Origin of the sequence: Sphingobacterium sp. WOUb80 (assembly GCF_050058145.1) — a bacterium.
Classification (GTDB): Bacteria; Bacteroidota; Bacteroidia; order Sphingobacteriales; family Sphingobacteriaceae; genus Sphingobacterium.
In genome coordinates, this window is sequence record NZ_CP165617.1 from 2,285,643 (window position 1) to 2,307,204 (window position 21,562).

Consider the following 21,562-nt stretch of genomic DNA (forward strand, 5'->3'; position numbering starts at 1 on the left):
AGAGAAGGAAAAGTAATCGGGCCTATGGTAATTAGGTAAATTTGGTAATACTGACCTACCGACATGCTCCGTACGCTTACCGGACAGACAACCCAGCAGCATCTACAAAACAAGATTATTGAAAAAGCTAAAATACTATTATCAACAACCAATCTTCCCATAAGTGAAATTGCATATTCATTAGGTTTCGAGTATCCACAATCTTTTCAGCGGCTTTTTAAAGATTTAATAGATATCTCCCCTCTTAAATTTTGAAACCAATTTTACTGAAAACAACACTCATAAATGTTCTGAAATGATATAAGTAACAAAATGACAGAATTCCCTGTTATATTTAAATGAAATTCAACATCCTTGTCTTAAACTACCACCTTTCATTATCCCCAACCTGGATGCTCGCTAATATCAAAGTCGATCTTTTGTATCATGAAACCGTTCCCAAAATTTGGGAACGGTTTCATTAAAAAAAAAACCAATCCAGCAAACCTTTCCGAGTTCAACTATAATATCTTTGGATATTGACTAACCGAATATAATAGACCTACGAGCCTTATTTTATAATAACAGTGAGAATAAGAGTATGGTTAAATAGCTTTAACCGTAGGTAGCTAAATTCGTGATGCTCAACAATATTAAGAGACCAATTTTAAACCAATCAGGTATGTTAGAATTAAAAAGTTTGCTTAAATCTAAGACCGCTTATGCTATGCTCTTTTGTTTTCCCTTGTGGAGCTATGCGCAGCAAGATGTCTCTTTAGAGAAAACTCTAGAGCAAGATTCTATCAGTAAGATCCATCAATTAATCTATTTCAAGACACCTAAGCAACACTCCACAGCTTCAGTATCCAAGTTATCAGGCAATGCAATTGCCACAACACCCACATTTGGCTACCTTACTTCCTTGGCGGGACAATTGCCAGGTCTAAAAGTTAACCAAAGCAATGGGCAGCCCCTTAATGAAGATGTAAGCTATCAACTCAGGGGCCGGACGCCGATTATCTTAATCGATGGCATCCCTCGTTCCGTAACAGAAATCGGTATGCAGGAGATCGAATCTATTTCCGTGTTGAAAGATGCTGTCTCCCTAGCAATGCTGGGAATCCGCGGTGCAGACGGTGCTATATCTATTGTCACAAAAAAAGGGTACACCGATAGGACACAGATTAATTTCTCGGCTCAATACGGTATCCAAAAACCATTACAGAACTTAATCGGAAAACCATTGGATGCCTATCGATATGCCCTATTGTACAATGAAGCATTAAAAAATGATGGACTTTCCGTCAAAAACAATGGTTTTAGTGAAACTGCCCTAGCGAGCTTTAAAGATGGGAATGATCCATTGGTCTATCCAAATGTCCGTTGGCCTGAACAGGTAATGGAAAATAACGCTGCTGTTGCACGGTATAATCTGAATACCCGAGGAGGCAATAAATACGTCAAATACTTCGTCAATCTCGAACATTTCAGTCAAAATGGGTTCCTGAAAACCGATGCTAAAAACAATTATAACACCAATACCAACGCTAAAGGTTATTTTGTCCGTTCGAATGTAGACGTCAAACTATCCGATTTGCTGGAGGCAGGAGTGTATATCCAAGGACGAATATTGAATGCCAATAGCCCAGGTAATGACGGTACCGACAATATTTTTCAATCGATTTTGAATACCCCCAATAGCGCATACCCGATCTATAACTTAGATGGAACCTATAGTGGTTCTTCAACGTTTCAGAATAATATATTAGCGCAAACAATCGCATCGGGTTATGCTGTAGCTAATACTCGTACCGTATTAACAGATTTCTACTTAAAACGTTCTTTGGATGATGTAGTGAAAGGTTTATGGCTAAAAGCAAGAGCTTCATTTTTTTCGAATCTACGTGAAAACTACGTGCGGAATAAGTCATTTGCTGTATTTCAGCTAGTAAACAATGATGTCGAAGGCCCTATATATAAACAGTATGGTAACAATACAGAGCAAAATAACAGCAATAATATTGCATTTCAGAATAGATCTAATTTTCAGGAACTTTCAGTAGGTTATTCCAGTGAGACCGAAAAGCACGGGATAGACCTCATCCTGTTAGCTAATCGGGACAATCTGGTAAATGGCTCAGACCTACCTTATACCATACAGGGTATCTCAGGTCATGCTGCTTACCACTATGACAACCGCTACCTAGCAGAAGTATCTTTTGCTGTGAATGGTGCCAATCGCTATCCAACTGACGGTGGATTCAAATACGGCACATTCCCTGCTATTGGCTTAGGTTGGAATATACATCGTGAAAACTTCCTTAAAGACTCAAAGTGGATAAGCCGGATGAAGCTTTTTGGATCATATGGTTCATTAGGTCGTGACAATGCGAATTATTATACCTATATACAAAGTTATAATGGAACTCCTGAGACATTTTTCGGATCGACTGCGGGTTCGGCAGGAACTATAGGTGAGTCTTATTTGGCCAGCGCCAACCCAACCTGGGCCAAAGTTAACATGTTAAACCTAGGTATCGATGGCGCTCTCCTTAACGACCGGCTTATTTTTGAACTAACTTACTATAAAAATAAGTATCGCGACCTCAATATTACACGCAAAAGTAATAATACTCTGTTGGGCATCAGCTATCCTAATGAAAATATTGGCAAACAAGACTACACGGGATTTGAGACCGAATTGGGATGGCGCGATCACACCTCCAAACTCACCTATCATGCCTTGCTAAATGCCAGCTTCCAAAAATCGAAAATGGTTTACGAAGCCGAACCTCCACTGGCCTATTCTTGGATGTCCTCCTCAGGTCATCCCGTTGGACAAACCATAGGATATATAGCAGAAGGATTGTATAGGAATGATACAGAATTACAATCGTCGCCAACAGTTGAAGGGTATACACCTCAGTTAGGAGATATTCGTTACCGAGACCTGAATGGTGATGGTGTGATCAACCAATATGATCAGGGTCCTATAGGTTCCGAGAAACCACAAATCTTACTGGGTGTGAATTTAGGTTTTAGTGTCGCCAACATCGACTTTTCAATCTTATTTCAGGGCATGATAAATCGGGAAGTCTATCTTTCAGGCAATAGTTACAGGGAATTTAACGGCGGTACCGGTCAGGCTTACGACACCCACCTCGATCGTTGGACCCTAGACAATCCCGGTGGCAGCTATCCGCGACTTAGCACCAGTTCAGGGCCACAGAGCGGTGCTGTTAACAATAATGTTTATTCAACCTTTTGGTTACGCAGTGGCAACTACCTACGTATACGCAATATCGAGCTAGGATATACTTTACCAACGACATTGACCCAACGGGCAAAGATCAAATCAGCTCGGATTTTCGCAAATGGTTTTAATCTACACACATTCAGCTCAAACACATTCAATGGTGCCGATCCAGAAAATTTCCGTGGTCTGTACCCCATACAGAAAGTCATCAGTTTCGGTCTAAACATCCAACTATAATACAGGGAGATATGAGAAAAACAGTAATTTGTGTGCTAACCTGTGCCATGCTCGGGATAGCATCTTGCAACAAATTTGAACAACAACCAGAAGAACGGATTCTGCTTGGGGACGTATTCGATCCGACAGACAAGGAGGGGGTACAGGCAAAGGCCTATTTATTTGGAATTTACTCCTTTCTCCCTAATGGATTCAACCGCATAACGGGCGATATGCTCGACGCAGCAACCGATGATGCTGTATCATCTTCCGAAACATCGGATATTAAACTATTTACAAATGGCCAGTTAACTGCTGTCAATTACCCGGACAACAACTGGCAGAATAGCTACACAATTATTCGTCGGGCGAATATATTCTTACAAAATATATCCGTGGTACCGATTCCCGAAAATATGATCCGTCGCTATAAAGCCGAAGCGAGGTTTCTTAGGGCATTTGCATATTTTGAGTTGTTGAAGCGCTACGGAGGGATTCCATTATTGGGCGATCAGGTATTCGAACTAACCGATGACCTGAATATCCCCCGGGCCTCCTATGCTGAATGTGTGGATTATATCGCCAATGAGTGTACGGCGATCAAAGATGATCTACCCGCAGCTTCTTCGGCACTGCTCACCACCACCGAATATGGACGTGTGACAAATGAAGCATCTTTAGCGCTAAAACTGAGGTTATACCTCTATGCAGCTAGCCCTCTTTTTAACGGTGGTAGTATTAGTATCGATCCACAAATCAAGCTACTTAATGGCTATCCAGACAAAAACAACGGGCGTTGGACACGGGTCATTTCAATCGCTGAAGAGCTAATTGCTAAAGGGTATCATAAATTACCTGCTGGCACAGGTTCCACAGCTTATGCAAATATCTTTACAACCAAGGTAAATACAGATATTATCTTCGCCAAACAGTCGGCTAATTCCACTTCGCTAGAAGCAAATAATGCACCGGTAGGTTATGTAGCACCTGCGGCAAGCAATGGTAGAACAAGCCCTACACAAAACTTTGTCAATGCCTTCCCGACGGAGACAGGTTTATCATATGCTGGTTCAACTACTGATCTCACTCAATATGAAAATCGAGATCCCCGGTTAAAAGCTATTCTCTTTTACAATGGTGTCCGTTGGTTGAGTAGGCCGATTGAAACATTTGAAGGTGGCTTGGATAAACCCAATAAGCCTTTCTTAAACCAAACCAAGACCTCGTATTACTTACGCAAATTCTTGGGTGATTTCACAAACTCCACTACTTATGCAAATCAAAGTCATAATTTCCCCTATTTCCGTTACGCTGAGGTCTTACTAAGTTACGCCGAAGCGCTAAACGAAGTCGGTCGTACAGAAGATGCAGTCAAACAGATCATCTTGATACGGACACGGGCTGGTATTAAACCGGGCAACAATAGTCGCTATGGTATCTCGGAAGGGATCGCACAAACCGCAATGCGTGACCTCATCAAAAATGAAAGACGCATCGAACTGGCATTCGAGGAACATCGCTTCTGGGATATCAGACGTTGGAAGGATGCTGGAGATATCAAAAATACCCTCAAAGGTCTTGTGCTGCATCAATCAGAGGCAACCGTAACCGCAACTGAACAAATGCTGGCACCGTTTCATTTCGAGACGAAGTACTATTATATGCCTCTCCCTTATAGCGAAACGTCTAAAAATACCGCGTTGATCCAAAATGAGGGCTATTATTAATCCAAAAGACATGAACTCTAAAATGAAAAACTTAGCATATTATCTGATTGGCCTAACCGCGATCACTTGCTCAACCGCATTCGGTCAGGAAAGGCTGCTGACTGGCACCGTTCGAGGAAGCAGTGGTCCGCTAAAAGATGTAACGATTACGGAGAAAAATGTGACAACACACCAAACCCGCACGGATGAAAATGGTCACTTTAAAATAAATATTAGCACTGGGACGATTGTAGTCAACCACCTCGGCTATTTACGCCAGGAGGTCGACGTACAGGGAAAGAAAACGATTACCATCCAATTGATACCTCGCGAGCAGGAAATCGATGAAGTGGTCGTGGTGGGTTATGGCAAAACCACTAAAAAGACGCTGACAGGATCTGTTAGCTCGATTAGTGGCGAAGAAATCCGGCAAAGCCCATCACCTAGCTTACAAAACACATTAGCGGGCCGTTTAACAGGTTTTACCAGCCAACAACGCTCTGGACAACCCGGAAACGATGGTGCCACTTTCTATGTCCGTGGGACCAGTTCTTACACGGGTAACAACCAACCGCTTATTATTGTGGATGACATCGAATTCACCTACACACAATTCCAAACGTTAAATGCAAATGAAGTCGAATCAATCAGCATCCTTAAGGATGCTGCAACAACCTCCATTTACGGGATCAAAGGTGCCAATGGCGTTATCTTAGTGACAACAACACGGGGAAAGTCGGGCAAGCCTCAAATCAATTTCCAGACGGAATATGCGCTGAGTCAATTGACCCGGACACCCCGGTATTTGAATGCCTACGAATCAGCCAAACTCCTGGTCGAGTCTCAGGTCAACACAAATAACTTGAATCCAAACGCAAATTTTAAACCGCAATTTTCGGAAGAAGACCTTCAGTTGTTCAAAGATGGAACTTCCCCTTATACGCATCCCGATAATGATTGGACGGATATCCTATTGCGCAAATTCGCACCACAGTCTACGAATACACTGAATGTAACCGGCGGTACCGACCGCGCCAGATATTATGTATCTGTAGGCTACCTGAACCAAGGAGGACAACTAAAGGACTTCAGCGAAGACTTGAACAGTAAATTTTATTATAAACGATATAATTATCGTTCAAATATAGATTTAAAAGTTAATGATGACCTTGATGTACGGTTTGATTTCTTTGGTAGTCTAGGTGAGACCAACCGCAACAACGCTAGTGCTAACGATAATATTTTCAGCGACTTGGGTCGTACTGCAGAGACCGCTCCTTATAATTATCCCCTATTCAATCCAGATGGTAGTTTAGGTTACAGCGTATGGCAGAGAAATTCCTCGGGTAGAAATAACAACAATCTCATCGGTCGGCTGATGTACAACGGTTATTATCGTACACACAATAATAATATGAATCTGGCAGCCTCCGCAAACCAGAAACTGAATTTTATTACACAAGGGCTATCTTTCAAAGGAACATTAGCTTATCGTAACGACTACGCTTACAACCGTTCTTTACAGCGACCTACTGCGGGCGGCGGTTTCCCGTCCTATATCTACGATCCGGCAACCGATTCCTATTCGTTCGGACGTCAGGACAACGTCTATCGCATCGCAACTCCAACCTTAAACTATGGTGCTGGCAGTACCAATTATGCGATCACCCTTCAAGCCATGCTGAATTATAGCCGTAGCTTCGCACAGACACACCATATATCCGCACTGATATTATACAACCAGAATAGTAAAAGCGCAACAGGCGCAAAAGATTATAATTTTATTCCGGAGAATTTCCGAGGCTATACTGCCCGTATAGGTTACGACTTCAAGAACAGATATCTACTCGAGCTGAGCGGTGCCTATAATGGATCCGATCGATTTGCGAAAGAACGCCGATTTGGCTTCTTCCCTGCAGCCTCCATCGGATGGAATATCGCGGAAGAAAACTTTGTTAAGCAAAAACTTCCGTTTATTGATATCTTCAAGTTGCGTGGCTCCTATGGTCTAACCGGCGTTGACAATACCGGTGGCGTATATGCCTATCTTCAAAACTACAGCATTGGTAGCGGTTCGGGCTTATTTGGTGAAGCCAACAACAACAGCTATGTTACCGCTGTCGAGGGCGCCTTGGGAAATAATCAAGTAACCTGGGAGAAAGAAAAGAAAATGGATATCGGTCTAGATCTAGCTTTTTTTAATCGCAAGCTGACAGCAACCATTGACTATTTTGACAACAATCGATTTGATATCCTGACCAGCAGAGGGGCTGTTTCTGCTGTATTCGGCCAAACCTTGCCTAATGTAAACTTAGGAAAAACCAATAATAAAGGCTGGGAAGTTGAATTAGGCTATACAGGCAAAATTCAGGACAATTGGCGATACACTGTAAAAGGAACCTATTCGTTAGCGAAAAATAAAGTGTTGTTTAGGGACGAACCAGTACCTTTATACCCTTATCAAAAACAAACCGGCCAAGCGATTGGAGCCAAACTAAAATACAGCTGGACAGGAGAGTTTTATACCTCCGAAGAAATTGCGGATCCTAATGTAGCCAAACCCGCAGGCGGTCGCCCGGGAGATTTAAAATACAAAGATTTAAATGGGGATGGCATCATCAACGCGAGCGATCAATCTTATTTTGGCTATACAAATCTGCCTAATACAACCTATGGCATTACATTGGGTGCTGGTTACAAAAATTTTAATATTACAGTTCTCTTTCAGGGAGCAGCCAACTTTGTCGCTAGTGCCGAAGGTGCTGTTATACATCACAACGCCAGTAAAGCACTCCCCATACACCTGCAACATTGGACACCAGAATTAGGGAATAACGCCAAATACCCACAAGTATATACAAGTGCGCTAAGCCAAAGCCCAAGAGATTGGTATTCGGACTTCTGGGCTATACCAGGTGATTACATTCGTCTTAAGACCGCGGAGATCAGCTATACACTAACTGGGAATGTACTTCAAAAACTGAAAGTAAAACAATTACGCGTCTATAGCAGTGGCTATAATTTATTTACATGGACAAAGCTCGACAAACTGTACAATTTGGACCCGGAAGTGCTGGAGTCATCAGCAGACCTACCCTACCCCCCTACGCGTATTTTCAACTTAGGTTTAAATGTAACTTTTTAAAGCACAATCATGAAGATATTTATATTTCTAATCGTATTGACAAGCACATTGTACTCTTGTCAAAATTCTAAATTTTTGGATGATAAAACTGTAGGTATTTCTGCTGAAGATGTATTTACCGACAGCGTTCGAACGCTTGGTTTTCTTAATCGGATTTATCAGGATATGGGCTTCAGCTTTGATCCCTATCGTTTCTCAGCAGCTGGTGGCGCTGGTAATATGGAATTGGCTACCGATAATGCCGAAGGTAACAATAACGTCTCGGTCTGGGGAAATGCTTATGCTCAGGGTGTAATAGCTCCTAGCAATGTACTCACAGGCTTTGCAGCGAATAAGGATCTGTGGAATACCCCTTATACCAATATCCGTCGTGTAAATTTACTCTTAACAAAGCTTCCCAATGCCCCCTTTACTCCTGCCACCCGGACAAGAATGGTTGCAGAAGCACGCTTTCTACGTGCTTTTTATTATTATAACATGGTGTCGGTTTTTGGTGGTATTCCACTCGTAGGAGATCGCGTCTTTGAAATCAATGATCTTATTGACCTTCCACGTAATACTTTTGAAGAATCGATCAATTACATTGTACAAGAACTGGATGCAGCAGCACAGACTCTTGCGCCGGTGGTGTACAAGGATATAGACTTTGGTCGTATAACGAACGGTGCCTGCATGGCCCTAAAATCACGGGTATTACTTTATGCAGCGAGCCCCCTCTTTAACGGTGGACTAAGTGATACCCCGGCAGAACTCAGTAGCCTGGTCGGCTACCCAAACTACGACAAAAATCGTTGGCAAGTTGCTGCAACGGCCGCTGAAGCTGTGATCAACAGCCATAAATATGCTTTAAACGTCGATAACGATACACGCCCAGGCAACGGTTTTTATCAAGTGTTTCTAAAACGAATGAACAGCGAGTATATCCTTGCCTACAATCGGTCAACACAGAAAGAGCTGGAGGCTTACTATTTACCTCCCACTCGTTCGGGCAGCTCAGTGATGAAACCTACGCACAATTTGATCGCTGCATTTCCCATGCGAGATGGTAAACCTACTGATGAAAGTACGCTATATGATCCCAACAACCCCTATGCCAATCGGGATCCGCGTTTCGACTATTCCGTTATTTATAATGGATTATCTTATGTATCCAATACAGGCCCCAAGACAACCATCTATACCTATATGAGTAGCGGTTCAAATCCGGTTAATTCTACAAACGATGCATATACGCCCAATAATTACTCCACAGGCTATTACAGCAGAAAAATGCTGGATGAGAATTTAGCGACCAATACCGCAGGATCTACCGAGCGCGGCTGGCCCCTGATTCGCTATGCAGAAATACTACTCAACTATGCCGAAGCAATCAATGAAGCGGGCTTTCCGGACCGCGCCTATGACAAGCTTAAGGAATTACGTGAAAGAGCCGGAATATTAGCTGGTGCAGACCACCTATATGGCTTGAAGGCAGGTATGAATGTAGAGCAAATGCGGGTGGTCATTCAAAATGAAAGACGTATCGAACTAGCTTTTGAAGATCATCGTTTTAATGATATCCGTCGCTGGATGATTGCCGAAAATGTGCTGAAAGGCTTTAATAAAACAATTATTATTACACGCAATGATAATACTTTTACTTATCTCGTCGGTTCGGCCTTACGTCCATTAAACTTTAGGAAAGCAATGTACCTTTTACCAATTCCATTAAGTGAAATTCAAAAAATGCCGCTTATGCGACAAAATCCTGGTTATTGACAATAATTCCGGCTATCTACAGCGGTAAAGGTGCGACTGTTGCTATTCGCACCTTTACTTCATTAAAAAATCTCCAAAAGATTTACAGGATGCTATCGTTTTTACACTAGGCCCCAACTAGCATACCGTCCTAATTATTAGAAAATCTAAAAATTAAAAAGTATTCGCTTTCTCATAAACATATCTTATTTTTAATTGCTCATTATAAATCGAAACCAACGCTTATTTCTATGAAAAGTGATCAGATAACTATTGTTGATATTGCCAACGAACTAAATATTTCAAAATCCACAGTATCCCGCGCCCTCACGGGGCATGCTAATGTAAAGGCAGAAACGCGTCAAAAAATCTTGGAACTGGCTGAGAAATTAGATTATCAACGCAATATGCAATCACTAAGTCTCATCACCAACAAAACCAACACGATCGGTATTGTCTTACCTGAATTCTCTACCTCATTCTTCCCACAAGTAGTCGTTGGTGCACAGGAAGAGGCCAGCAAACATGGTTATTCTGTACTAATATCGCAATGTAATGAAAGCTACGCAACAGAGGTCGCCAATGCTAAGGTCATGCTGGCCAATCGTGTGGACGGCGTAATGGTATCATTGACAAAGGAAACATTGAATTATGATCACTGGAAAGTATTTATTCGCAAAAAAATTCCCATTGTATTCTTCAATAGAGTTTGTAATGAAATTATGGTACCCAAGGTTGTCGTCAACGATTATGATGCCTCATACAATGCGGTAGAGCACCTTATCAGCCTAGGAAGACGACGAATTGCACACTTAGCGGGTCCCAAACAGCTCAGCATTAGCCAAAAAAGGCTCAATGGATATTGTGATGCCTTGACCAAACATGGCATTCCTATCGATCAGGATCTGATTATTGACTCAGACCTCAGCTTAAATAAGATCAAAATATTTGTCAAATTTCTGGTTGAACTCGATAACCCCATAGACGGTATTTTTGCTGTGAATGATCCCACAGCGATAGAAGCTATGCAGATAATCAAAAAAATGAATAAACGTATCCCTGAAGATATTGCTGTAGTCGGATTCAGTGACAACTACGGTTCGAGCTTTGCCGAACCTAGCCTCACTACAGTGGCACAGCCTGTACGGGAAATAGGTAAAACAGCAATGGAACTCTTATTGGGGCTAATTGGAAAAAATATCGAAGAATGGAAGCCGATAATCCGTACGATGGAAGCCAAGCTCATGGTACGTGAATCGACTGTACGATCCAGCGAATAATTCCCAAAAACAGCAACTAAAACGGGAGCGTTCCCAAATATAGGGAGCGTTCCCATGGAAATTTTATAACAAACCACACCAGCTCCTACCCATAGATTGGATAAATTTGATCTAACGAATTATAGCACTTAATCCCAATTTTATCCATGATCACAAACAATACACTAGAAAAAAGAAATCTACATCATATTCAGTGCAATGGCGATCTGATCGTGACAGGTGGAGGTATGTCGGGTATATGTACCGCCATTACCGCAGCACGTCAAGGTTTAAAAGTAATCCTGATACAGGATAGACCCATTCTAGGTGGCAATGCCTCCAGCGAAGTTCGTCTTTGGATGTTGGGTGCCACCTCACACATGGGAAACAACAATCGCTGGTCCAGGGAGGGTGGTGTCATCGACGAAATTTTAGTTGAAAATACCTATCGCAATCCGCAAGGCAACCCAATCATCTTGGACATGATCCTGATTGATAAAATAAATCAGGAAGAAAACATCCAACTTTTCTTAAACACAGCTGTATATAGTATCGAAAAATCCGCTGCAGACCAAATAGAGTGTATACATGCTTTCTGTAGCCAGAATTCGACCCAATACACATTTCATGCACCATTATTTTGCGATGCTTCTGGCGATGGTATCGTAGGATTTCTAGCAGGGGCTGCATTCCGTATGGGTGCTGAAAGTAAGGAGGAATTTGGTGAAGGGATGGCGCCAAGTAAAGAATATGGCGAATTATTAGGCCATTCCTTATATTTCTATACAAAGGATACAGGGATGCCTGTTTCTTTCACCCCTCCAGCGTTCGCTCTGAAGGATATCAGTCAAATACCACGATTCAAGCAGTTTAAAGCGAACGAGCATGGCTGTAAACTATGGTGGGTGGAGTATGGGGGGCGCTTGGATACAGTGCACGATACAGAAACGATCAAATGGGAATTATGGAAAATCATCTATGGCGTATGGAATTATATTAAAAACTCCGGAAATTTTCCGGAAGCAGAAACACTCACCTTAGAATGGGTAGGAATGATACCTGGAAAACGTGAAAGTAGGCGCTTTGAAGGCGACTATATGATGATACAACAGGATCTTATTGAACAACGTCAACATCCAGATGCAGTTGCATATGGCGGTTGGTCAATCGACTTGCACCCAGCCGACGGAGTCTATAGTGAATTACCAGGCTGTAATCAATGGCATAGCAAAGGAATATTCGATATCCCTTACAGAAGTCTATATAGCAAAAACATCCGTAATCTATTTCTGACAGGGCGTATAATTAGTGTAAGCCATGTGGCTTTTGGCGCCACGCGCGTAATGGCGACCTGCGCTTATGTCGGTCAAGCAGTGGGGATGGCAGCCGCACTCTGCAAAGAGCTACAAGTGTCGCCACGGCAACTGACTTTGGACAATAACATGCATAACCTACAACAACGCCTAATGGCAGAAGGCCAGCATATTCCCTCAATGGCCTTACACGATGAGAAGGATCTTGCTCTCCAGGCACACATCAGTACTTCCAGTGAATTGCAATTTACTGGTTTCGATCGCGTCAGTCTATGGAAGCCGCTGACTATACCATCAGCGCAATTGCTTCCCATGAAAAAAGGAAAACTTCCACTTTTCCATGTCGCCCTGAAAGTAATGCAAGACACCGTATTGGAAACTTCAATACGAATATCGGAGAAAGCCGGAAATTTCACTCCAGACATTACCCTTACGACACGTACGATTCCACTTACTAAGGGAACGACTTCGGTCGACATTGATTTTGATACGCTATTACTTTCCGATGGATATGTCTTTTTGACTTTCCAAGCTAACCCTAACATACAATTGGGCTATACAGATCAACGTGTAACAGGCGTCTTGTCCGTATTTAACTCTTTTAACAAAGCTGTATCTAACAACGGAAAGCAAATACCAATAACCGGTGTAGGTGTAGACGAATTTGAATTCTGGTGCCCACAGCGCAGACCCAATGGACAAAACATTGCGGTGGCTTTCGAACAGCAAATAGATACTTTTGCAAGTATTCAACTAAAGAATGGAATTAACAGACCAGTATCTTCTACAAATGCCTGGGTTGCAGACCCTAAAGACAAAACACCTACCCTTGTACTTAATTGGGATAGCCCGCAGGATATCACACAAATCGACCTTTGGTTTGACACAGACTTTGACCATGCCATGGAGTCAGTATTGATGAGTCATCCAGAAAACATAATGCCTTTCTGTGTGCGCGCATATACTATCAAAGATTCCTCAGGTGAGATCATATATTCAACGTCTGACAACTTCAGGACATTAAATCGTATTACCTTAGCCGAACCGATACTTACTGAACGTATTAGTATACAAATGCTGCACCCGTCGGATCATGTACCGGCATCACTATTTGGTATACGTTGTTTCGGAAAAAAATAAATGATCTTTTAAAAGAATTATAGTATGATACAGTTAGACTATATCGTGATGGGCATTTTTAGCCTGTTGATTTTTGGCATTGGTCTTACTTTTACGCGTGTAGGAAGTAAGACCGGACAAGCTTTTTTTGAGGCAGGGGGTGAAACACCCTGGTGGATCAATGGACTATCTCTTTTTATTAGTTATTTTTCCGCAGGCACATTTGTTGTCTGGGGATCGATAGCTTACAGACATGGATTAATCGCAAATGCCATCCAGCTGACCATGGCTATTAGCGGTCTGCTTGTAACCCTCTTTATCGCCTCAAGATGGAAAAAAACAGGTGTGGCAACTGGGGCAGAGTATATAGGGAAACGTTTTGGTCAGAAGGAAAAGCAGTTTTACACCTATATGACTTTGTTATTAAGCTTGTTCACTACAGCCGCGGTCCTCTATCCCGTAGGAAAGATGGTTCACGTTGCTGCCGATCTGCCCGTTAATTTATGTATTGTAATCATTGGACTAATTATTATTTTGTATACCGCTGCCGGTGGATTATGGGCAGTCTTGGTAACTGATGTAGTTCAATTCGTTATATTGTCGGCCGCAGTAGTCATTGTGATTCCGATTGCTTTCAATGAAATTGGCGGCTTTCATACATTGGTTAGCGAGGCACCCAAAGATTTTTTCAAACCTTTTAATGAAGAATATACCTTTGGCTTCATGTTAGCCTTTATTGTATACCAAACATTTTATCTCGGCGGAAACTGGTCCTATGTGCAACGGTACACCAGTGTGGCCACAGCCAAAGGCTCAAAAAAAGTATCGGGTATTTTTAGCATCTTATATTTTATATGTCCGCTGATTTGGATGCTTCCGCCTATGATCTATCGCATTATTAACCCCAATCTAGCAGGACTGGAGGTAGAAGATGCTTACATGATGCTTATCCAAAAAGTAATGCCTGCGGGGCTTATCGGTTTGGTTCTGGCAGGCATGGTATCGGCAACGTCAAGTAAAGCTAACACCACAATCAATATGGCAGCAACAGTATTTGCACAAGACATCTACAAGAATCTCATCAGACCTGAAGCTTCTGAAAAATCGGTTATCGCAGTAGCAAGATTATTTACCTTGATCTTTGGTATAGGCACAATTCTGATTGCCATGTGGATACCTTCCGCCGGAGGGATCGTCAATGTGGTACTGAGTACTGCATCCATTGCCGGTGGTGCCCTCTTCGCTCCCATTATTTGGAGCTTATTTTCAAAAAGACAAACTGGACTTTCGGTCGTCTGCGCTACGATCATTTCTTTGGTCGTAAATCTATTTTTAAAAACAATTGCTCCAGACACCTTGGGATGGAAGCTCAATTTAACCCTGGAAACTATATTTGGCATGGGAATTCCAATTCTCATATTATCCATATTTGAATTGTATTATCTTTCAACCGGTCAGATAGCGCCACATATACTAGTCCCTATGACAAACCAAGATAGCGATTCTATTACCCCCAAAAACCATAAAAAACATACCGATACCGAGCAACAGAATCAATTTGGAATTAGGGTTATCGCCGCTTCTATGGCGGTAGTCGGGATCGGCATCATCGTTCTCGGCGCATTGACTACGCAGTTCTCGTATATGGTCATGGCTGTCGGACTGGCTGTCTTGATCATTGCTGGATTTATAGCAAAACTCACGCGTAATAGAAAGCTCAATACATGAAATACATTCTTGCTTTTATATATAGTTTAATCTCTTGCCAACTAAGCTTCGCAAGTTTAACAATACCGCATTTTTTTGCAGATAATATGGTATTACAACAATCAAGTAAGGTCAAGATTTGGGGTAAGAGTACGTCAAAAAAGAAAATACAGATACAAACTTCCTGGGATGGAAAGAGATATCAAACATACAAAGATCAAGCGGGGAATTGGTCACTATGGGTGGAAACGCCAAAAGCCGGTGGTCCCTATAAAATTCAGATACAACAAGAAAAGACACTTACATTGCATAATGTATTGATCGGTGAAGTTTGGATATGTTCAGGTCAATCCAATATGGACATCCCCATGAAAGGTTATTACGGCCAGCCTATTCTTCATGCGACAGAAATGCTATTGGAGTCACCTAATGATCAAATTCGTCTCTTCCAGGTAGAAAGACAACATGCGGAAAACGCCGAGTTTGATTTAAAGGGAAATTGGTCTGTAGCAAATGCGACTTCGGTCGTCAAATTCAGTGCGCTTGGCTACCAATTTGCAAAGTACCTGCAGCAGCATCTTAAAATTCCTGTTGGCATTATTCAAACCACTTGGGGCGGTTCAGCAATTGAGGCTTGGATGAAGCCTTCGCTTGTGGAAATGACATTAAGAGAGCAAGAATTACCGAATAGAGCGATCGGAAAGCAGGTACACCAACAGCCGGGTAATCTTTATCACGGCATGATCTGCCCACTCATCGGATTTCGCATTGCTGGCGTGATTTGGTATCAAGGCGAACAAAACCGATATAATTATTATGACTACAACAAATTACAAACCAATATGATCCGCGATTGGAGGAAGAGCTGGGATATGGGAGAATGGCCTTTTTACTATGTAGAGATAGCTCCTATGCAATATCCTGCTGGACAGGGCATTTTACTACCTCGTCTTCGCGAAATGCAACTCAAAACACAAGATAGCCTACCGAATGCAGGAATGGTTTCTACGATAGATGTAGGTGAAATGCACAATATCCATCCTGCCAATAAAACGTTTGTTGCACAGCGATTGGTAAGCTGGGCATTAGGTAGCCACTATCAAAAACATGGAATAGCTTATCAGACGCCAACTTTGGATAAAATCGTCATCCTTAATGATACTGTGCTGATTTCATTAAAGCATTGTCCTATGGGACTTACGAGCTATGGAAAACCATTAACCCAGTTTGAACTTGCAGGCGCTGATCAGATCTTTCATCCGGCAACAGCTGTACTGCAAAATAACCGTATTGCTGTTACTTCAACTGCCGTGCAGGCACCTATTGCCGTGCGGTATGCTTTTCATGACTGGTGCTTTGGGGAACTATATCGTACTGAAGGTATTCCTGTGGCATCTTTTCGCTCAGATGATTGGCCGTAGAAATCCCTACGACCAATCTTAATACCAACCTCGCGAAAATTTGATCATGTCACTGGCCCTAGACTATTCTTTTTGTGCGAGCTTCAATAACTCATTACCCGCCAACAGAAAGGCCCCTACACCGTAAATTTCCGTATCTCCATAGCTGACTTCTCCTGGAGCCTCGCCGACTTGCTGCACATAACCTAATTTTCCATCGGGATGCACCGAACTACTGAGTGCCTTCCAGCCTTTCCATACGACGGTCTCATAATCTTTGGAAGGAATAAGTTTATTATTGATGCCCCAGGCTATCGCATATGTAAATAGTGCTGTTCCACTGGTTTCTTTTGCGGGGTAACGCTCGGGGTCCAAGAGGCTCGTCCGCCAATAACCGTCATTCTGTTGCAAAGACGCAATCCGCTGTACCATACTACGATAAAGATCCTCCCATCTCGCGCGGCTTTTATAAGCTTTCGGCATATCGTTTAAAACACGCACCAACCCGGCCAAAACCCAGCCATTTCCCCTAGACCAAAAAACATCCTGACCATTCCTCTCTTTCTTATCAAAGTAACTTTGGTCCCTATAGAACAAGCGTTCTTGAGGATTGTAAAGATAGCTTGTAGTCTTCCACCAAAGCGTGTCTACCAACTCGAGATATTGCAGGTTGCCCGTCACCTTATAAATTGCAGAAAGTGCTGGAGGGCCCATAAATAAGGCATCGCACCAAGCCCATTCTCGAAGTGCGATATTATTTTTCCAAGCCAAGGATTCACTATGTGGACGACCTACCAACGTATCTGCCAAACGAGCGAAATCGGCTATGTAATCTATGTTTTTATCCCGACTATATTTCCAGGTATACAATTGCCCGACACAATAATTGTCCGCATAATACCGATATTTGTCCGCATACATTTTCCAATCAAACTGCTCTCCTACCGACTCGAGATACCTGGCATAACGTTCTCCACCTGACAACTTCGTCATCTCTATCAGACCGGTAAATAAAGTCGCAGACGTCCATTCACGGGCCGCATGACGTAACCCCTTATGTTCAATACTATCCAACTGCCAGGACGCGACCCGATCCAAATATTTCCCAATGTGAATCACTTCTTCTTTTTGTGCATCCTTATTACTTACTAATCCCTGGCAAGCTGATAGTCCTGGGTAAAGCCCGAGTATACTAAACGCAATAAAACCCTTTATTTTCATCAATTTATATTATTTTAAAGATTTACCAACAACCACATCTTCTATGATTTCCAACAGTGCCAATGGCCTCTAGTTTTTGCTTTTATACTGATCAAAATTGAGCGGCATTAATGTTGGGAAAGTCCAAGCAAAATGATGCTTTTGAAATATGATGGGTCTGTAAGGGGCGGCAAAAGTCTCGAATTCTTCTTCCCGGTAAACATCCTTCATGGCTTCCATAAGATTGGGTGGCCAAAAACCGGTAATGGTTTTAGGGGTAGCCACATCGGGATTCTTATACCACCTCCATTCATCGGGATGTAAGGTATAGTAGCTCAAATAGCGCAGCGCACCTAATAAGGATGCTCCATTTTGCTCTACAAAAAATAGATTTTCCCCGGTCATATTGAAGATCGTCCACATAGAAGCTGTTAACGGCGCTAGAGAAAAGTAAGTATACCATAACCCTTTACCTTCTCGCTTCACTTCCTCAACCATATGCCCATCCACAGCAATCTTATCAAAAAGATCATTTTTAATCAGATTGGTCGTAACGTTAAAATCGGCTGTATCACGTAAGTAGGCCGCAGCCAGCAGAGCAGAAAAGCGTGACCAATCTCCTGAATTATTATGACGAGACCGGATACTATGGGTTGCCTTCTGGAAGACATTCTGTGTCCAGTGTTTAAATTGTTGCTGCTCGCCGACTTTCCACGCTTTTGTATTCTGCATTAGTCCAGCAGCAATCATCAAACCCGAGCCAGCATAGGACATTACTAATGAGCCGTCCAACTGATCATATTCTTTGTTAATCGCAGCCCACGCATTTAAAAAATAAAGAGCTTTCTTAGCATATTTCTTTTTCCCATTAAGACGAAATGCTAACGCAGCACTATAGGCTGCAAAGGCATCTTTCTGTAGATTCATCGCCACTTCACGGTGTTTCTTCTTATCAGAGTAGAACCCAGGAATACTTAGGTTTTCAATTGCGTGATGATTCATTGGTAAAGAATCTGCTAAATGAATCAAATCCTGATAAGCAGACCAATAAGGTTCCTGTTTTTGTCTTATTTTCGACTTTACAAAATTCAGCTGAACCACTGGATGGAAAACCGATGACTGCGCTACAACTATTGAAATCGAAACCATAGTCAACACGAGAAAAATTAATAATTTTATTTTGAAACATTTAGTTACGGATACCTTCATCTCTTTAAATATTTTAAATGGTCTTGTAATCTTCCTATAAGAAGATGTATTGGTTATCCTAAATTACAGCAAAGGCTTGCTACATCTAATGGCTAGATGCAATTAATTTTCATGAAACCGTTCCCAAATAGTGGGAACGGTTTCATGAATCCCGAAAAAAATAACGCTCTGTCTATAAGGGTCACAGCAATTTTGAAACCCTTACGGATAAAATACTACCGATTTTAAAAAAGATGATACTTAAATCCATCGTCGGAAAAATTGTGATAAGATATTAACATTAACCATAGAAAAAGTCATTTATCCAGCGATGGAAACCTATCACATCAGTGTTCAATGTATCTTGACGATGAAAAGTTATCCCCTTATGAAGGAGCAATAAAGGAGCATTTCAAAGATCATTATAACAGCATTTTCATCGCGCTTCTCCACTTTTTCCAACTTGACAGAATGGAAACTGGTAAGGTGAATCAAAAAAAGCTAAATTACTATCCCACAAAGAAGCGCTGAAAGAAATTAGTATATAAGAAAGCTTCCCGAAGCGAATAGAGAGATCCATCCATAAAACTTTCAAACGCTTGGGAAAGATTCAGATCATGATAACCGACGGAAAGTGTGTCAATCAAATATATTCGACAGGTTTTATTGGACGCATAACTTTCCAGCCAGTTATCCTATCAAGTATATTTTGTGAATATGGCATCAAAAAATATGGGAAAACAGATTTTTCTTAATTGCTCAAAAATATACGGGAAACCAAAATAATTTTTGAAAACCTAGGTTTAAACTTCCCAAATTCTATGGAAACAATACATTCACAGGTTACATTACAACATTAAGTTTAGTCAATCGCTTTGATTGGCTCATAGTATAATAAAACCGAACCACCGCTAAAAGTTCTAGTTTTTAATAGTTTTAACACAATCCTATCGCTTATATCTTCAAATAGAGGTAACCCCTGCCCTACAACAACAGGATAAACGCATAATTGAAATTGGTCGATCTGATTAAGCTTCAACAGCTGTATAATTAAACTTCTACTCCCAACTAAAATATCTTTACCGATTTGGTGTTTCAGCCTCAATACTTCATCTATAAGCTCTCCATCTGCTAACTGGGCACTATCCCAATCAAGTTTTCTCAAGCTATTTGAAAAAATGACCTTCGGAATTTTGTCAATTGCCGATGCAAAGTTATCCATTGATTCTTCTCCTGAGGGATTTTTTATATAAGGCCGCCAATATTCCATAAGCTCATAGGTTATTCTCCCATATAAAATGACACTTGATTCATTTAATAGATCTGTATAATGCTTATGTATTTCCTCATCGGGAATACCTGATGTATGATCACAGAACCCGTCAAGTGTCATATTGAATGCTGCAATTACTTTTCTCATTCTATTAATCTTTTATGCTTTAAATTTAAAGCTTTACATTGCCAAGAAGCTTCGCATAGGGAAAGAAATAAATATCATTTAATTATAGCTTATTTCGGAGATAAATTAGACTATCTTTATTCCTTTCATGCCATTAATGATTTACTAAAAAACAGATCAAATGAAAGCCAAATTTTCAGATGTGATCCTATATGTTCAAAACGTCAAAAATCTTAGAAAATTCTATGTTGAGAACTTTGACTTTAAGGTATTGGAAGAAGACGATATTTGGGTACTTCTAAATGCAGGAAGTGTAAATATCGGATTTCATAAGATAGGTGAAAAATATTTAAAATCAATTGATCCGAACCATCAATTCGACAACAACACAAAAATTGTTTTTGAAATTGATATAGATATCGAAAGTGCTAGAAAAGAATTAATTTCAAAAGGTGTTTCCATGCGTGAGATAAAAACCTTTGAAAATTATGACTTTATGCTTTGTGACGGGACAGACTCTGAAGGAAATGTATTTCAGCTAAAGGCTAAAAAAACAACAAGCATTTAAGATCAACATAGTTGAACGGTACAACGTCGCCCCTTACATTTCAATCCCCGATGATACGAGGCATTATTTAAAATAAGAACCCTTGATGGTAACATCCTCAAGCGAAAGAACGGGTAGTTTAACTAATCTAAAACTTATATTCTTTTTGGATTTTTACTATAAGCTTCTTTGCGTCCTCATTTGCCCACCTAAGAAATGCATTATAACCTTTAATATAGGATTCAAATTCGGCTACTCTATTATATAAAAGTCTTAATTTTTTAGGGTCATTATCTAATAATTCAATGTTATCAGGAAGTGAATCATAATTCTTCTGATAAATTTGGTCTGCCTTAGGATCGGGCTAACCAAAAGTACTCTCAACCCTCAA

Annotated in this window: 13 protein-coding genes; 10 read left to right on the forward strand and 3 right to left on the reverse strand. The window is 41.3% G+C overall.

All coding sequences use genetic code 11. The features are described 5' to 3' along the window. The first annotated feature begins 63 nt into the window (after positions 1-63). The 9 genes from AB1Z56_RS09590 (at position 64) to AB1Z56_RS09630 (ending at position 16,858) form a co-directional block, all read left to right on the forward strand. Entirely contained in the window at positions 64-255 is a 192-nt protein-coding gene (locus tag AB1Z56_RS09590; RefSeq protein WP_426791889.1) for a helix-turn-helix domain-containing protein, read from the forward strand. Between the two features lie 406 nt (positions 256-661). Next, positions 662-3,472: a SusC/RagA family TonB-linked outer membrane protein gene (locus AB1Z56_RS09595; protein ID WP_426791890.1), complete on the forward strand. Its 2,811-nt coding sequence runs from the start codon at positions 662-664 to the stop codon at positions 3,470-3,472. Positions 3,473-3,483: 11 nt separating this feature from the next. Continuing rightward, positions 3,484-5,178: a RagB/SusD family nutrient uptake outer membrane protein gene (locus tag AB1Z56_RS09600; protein WP_426791891.1), complete on the forward strand. Its 1,695-nt coding sequence runs from the start codon at positions 3,484-3,486 to the stop codon at positions 5,176-5,178. 22 nt (positions 5,179-5,200) lie between these two features. Beyond that, positions 5,201-8,302 carry a SusC/RagA family TonB-linked outer membrane protein gene (locus AB1Z56_RS09605; protein WP_426791892.1) on the forward strand — a complete coding sequence of 1,034 codons (3,102 nt, stop codon included), beginning with the start codon at positions 5,201-5,203 and terminating at the stop codon, positions 8,300-8,302. 9 nt (positions 8,303-8,311) lie between these two features. Next, complete coding sequence (locus AB1Z56_RS09610; protein WP_426791893.1) at positions 8,312-10,060, forward strand: RagB/SusD family nutrient uptake outer membrane protein; 1,749 nt, start codon at positions 8,312-8,314, stop codon at positions 10,058-10,060. A 230-nt stretch (positions 10,061-10,290) separates the two neighbouring features. Next, positions 10,291-11,319 carry a LacI family DNA-binding transcriptional regulator gene (locus tag AB1Z56_RS09615; RefSeq protein WP_426791894.1) on the forward strand — a complete coding sequence of 343 codons (1,029 nt, stop codon included), beginning with the start codon at positions 10,291-10,293 and terminating at the stop codon, positions 11,317-11,319. A 146-nt stretch (positions 11,320-11,465) separates the two neighbouring features. Then, entirely contained in the window at positions 11,466-13,751 is a 2,286-nt protein-coding gene (locus tag AB1Z56_RS09620; protein ID WP_426791895.1) for an FAD-dependent oxidoreductase, read from the forward strand. A 24-nt stretch (positions 13,752-13,775) separates the two neighbouring features. Beyond that, positions 13,776-15,458, forward strand: a complete 1,683-nt coding sequence (locus tag AB1Z56_RS09625; RefSeq protein WP_426791896.1) for a sodium:solute symporter family protein — start codon at positions 13,776-13,778, stop codon at positions 15,456-15,458. 86 nt (positions 15,459-15,544) lie between these two features. Then, on the forward strand, positions 15,545-16,858 hold the full coding sequence (locus AB1Z56_RS09630) for a sialate O-acetylesterase (RefSeq protein WP_426791897.1): 1,314 nt from the start codon (positions 15,545-15,547) through the stop codon (positions 16,856-16,858). Between the two features lie 63 nt (positions 16,859-16,921). Here AB1Z56_RS09630 and AB1Z56_RS09635 read toward each other — a convergent pair whose 3' ends face one another. The 3 genes from AB1Z56_RS09635 to AB1Z56_RS09645 form a co-directional block, all read right to left on the reverse strand. After that, complete coding sequence (locus AB1Z56_RS09635; protein WP_426792388.1) at positions 16,922-18,058, reverse strand: glycoside hydrolase family 88/105 protein; 1,137 nt, start codon at positions 18,056-18,058, stop codon at positions 16,922-16,924. A gap of 69 nt (positions 18,059-18,127) precedes the next feature. Then, positions 18,128-19,246 carry an alginate lyase family protein gene (locus AB1Z56_RS09640; protein ID WP_426791898.1) on the reverse strand — a complete coding sequence of 373 codons (1,119 nt, stop codon included), beginning with the start codon at positions 19,244-19,246 and terminating at the stop codon, positions 18,128-18,130. 841 nt (positions 19,247-20,087) lie between these two features. Continuing rightward, complete coding sequence (locus AB1Z56_RS09645) at positions 20,088-20,645, reverse strand: dihydrofolate reductase family protein (RefSeq protein WP_426791899.1); 558 nt, start codon at positions 20,643-20,645, stop codon at positions 20,088-20,090. Positions 20,646-20,805: 160 nt separating this feature from the next. Here AB1Z56_RS09645 and AB1Z56_RS09650 point away from each other — a divergent pair, with 160 nt between their 5' ends. Then, positions 20,806-21,192: a VOC family protein gene (locus AB1Z56_RS09650; RefSeq protein ID WP_426791900.1), complete on the forward strand. Its 387-nt coding sequence runs from the start codon at positions 20,806-20,808 to the stop codon at positions 21,190-21,192. Positions 21,193-21,562 lie beyond the last annotated feature (370 nt).

Bases quoted from the DNA above. Each gene is read 5' to 3' on its own strand.
- AB1Z56_RS09615 (WP_426791894.1), top strand. From the start codon at position 10,291: ATGAAAAGTGATCAGATAACTATTGTTGATATTGCCAACGAACTAAAT.
- AB1Z56_RS09630 (WP_426791897.1), top strand. From the start codon at position 15,545: ATGGTATTACAACAATCAAGTAAGGTCAAGATTTGGGGTAAGAGTACG.
- AB1Z56_RS09640 (WP_426791898.1), bottom strand. From the start codon at position 19,246: ATGAAGGTATCCGTAACTAAATGTTTCAAAATAAAATTATTAATTTTT.
- AB1Z56_RS09620 (WP_426791895.1), top strand. From the start codon at position 11,466: ATGATCACAAACAATACACTAGAAAAAAGAAATCTACATCATATTCAG.
- AB1Z56_RS09610 (WP_426791893.1), top strand. From the start codon at position 8,312: ATGAAGATATTTATATTTCTAATCGTATTGACAAGCACATTGTACTCT.
- AB1Z56_RS09635 (WP_426792388.1), bottom strand. From the start codon at position 18,058: ATGAAAATAAAGGGTTTTATTGCGTTTAGTATACTCGGGCTTTACCCA.
- AB1Z56_RS09600 (WP_426791891.1), top strand. From the start codon at position 3,484: ATGAGAAAAACAGTAATTTGTGTGCTAACCTGTGCCATGCTCGGGATA.
- AB1Z56_RS09625 (WP_426791896.1), top strand. From the start codon at position 13,776: ATGATACAGTTAGACTATATCGTGATGGGCATTTTTAGCCTGTTGATT.
- AB1Z56_RS09595 (WP_426791890.1), top strand. From the start codon at position 662: ATGTTAGAATTAAAAAGTTTGCTTAAATCTAAGACCGCTTATGCTATG.
- AB1Z56_RS09645 (WP_426791899.1), bottom strand. From the start codon at position 20,645: ATGAGAAAAGTAATTGCAGCATTCAATATGACACTTGACGGGTTCTGT.
- AB1Z56_RS09650 (WP_426791900.1), top strand. From the start codon at position 20,806: ATGAAAGCCAAATTTTCAGATGTGATCCTATATGTTCAAAACGTCAAA.
- AB1Z56_RS09605 (WP_426791892.1), top strand. From the start codon at position 5,201: ATGAAAAACTTAGCATATTATCTGATTGGCCTAACCGCGATCACTTGC.
- AB1Z56_RS09590 (WP_426791889.1), top strand. From the start codon at position 64: ATGCTCCGTACGCTTACCGGACAGACAACCCAGCAGCATCTACAAAAC.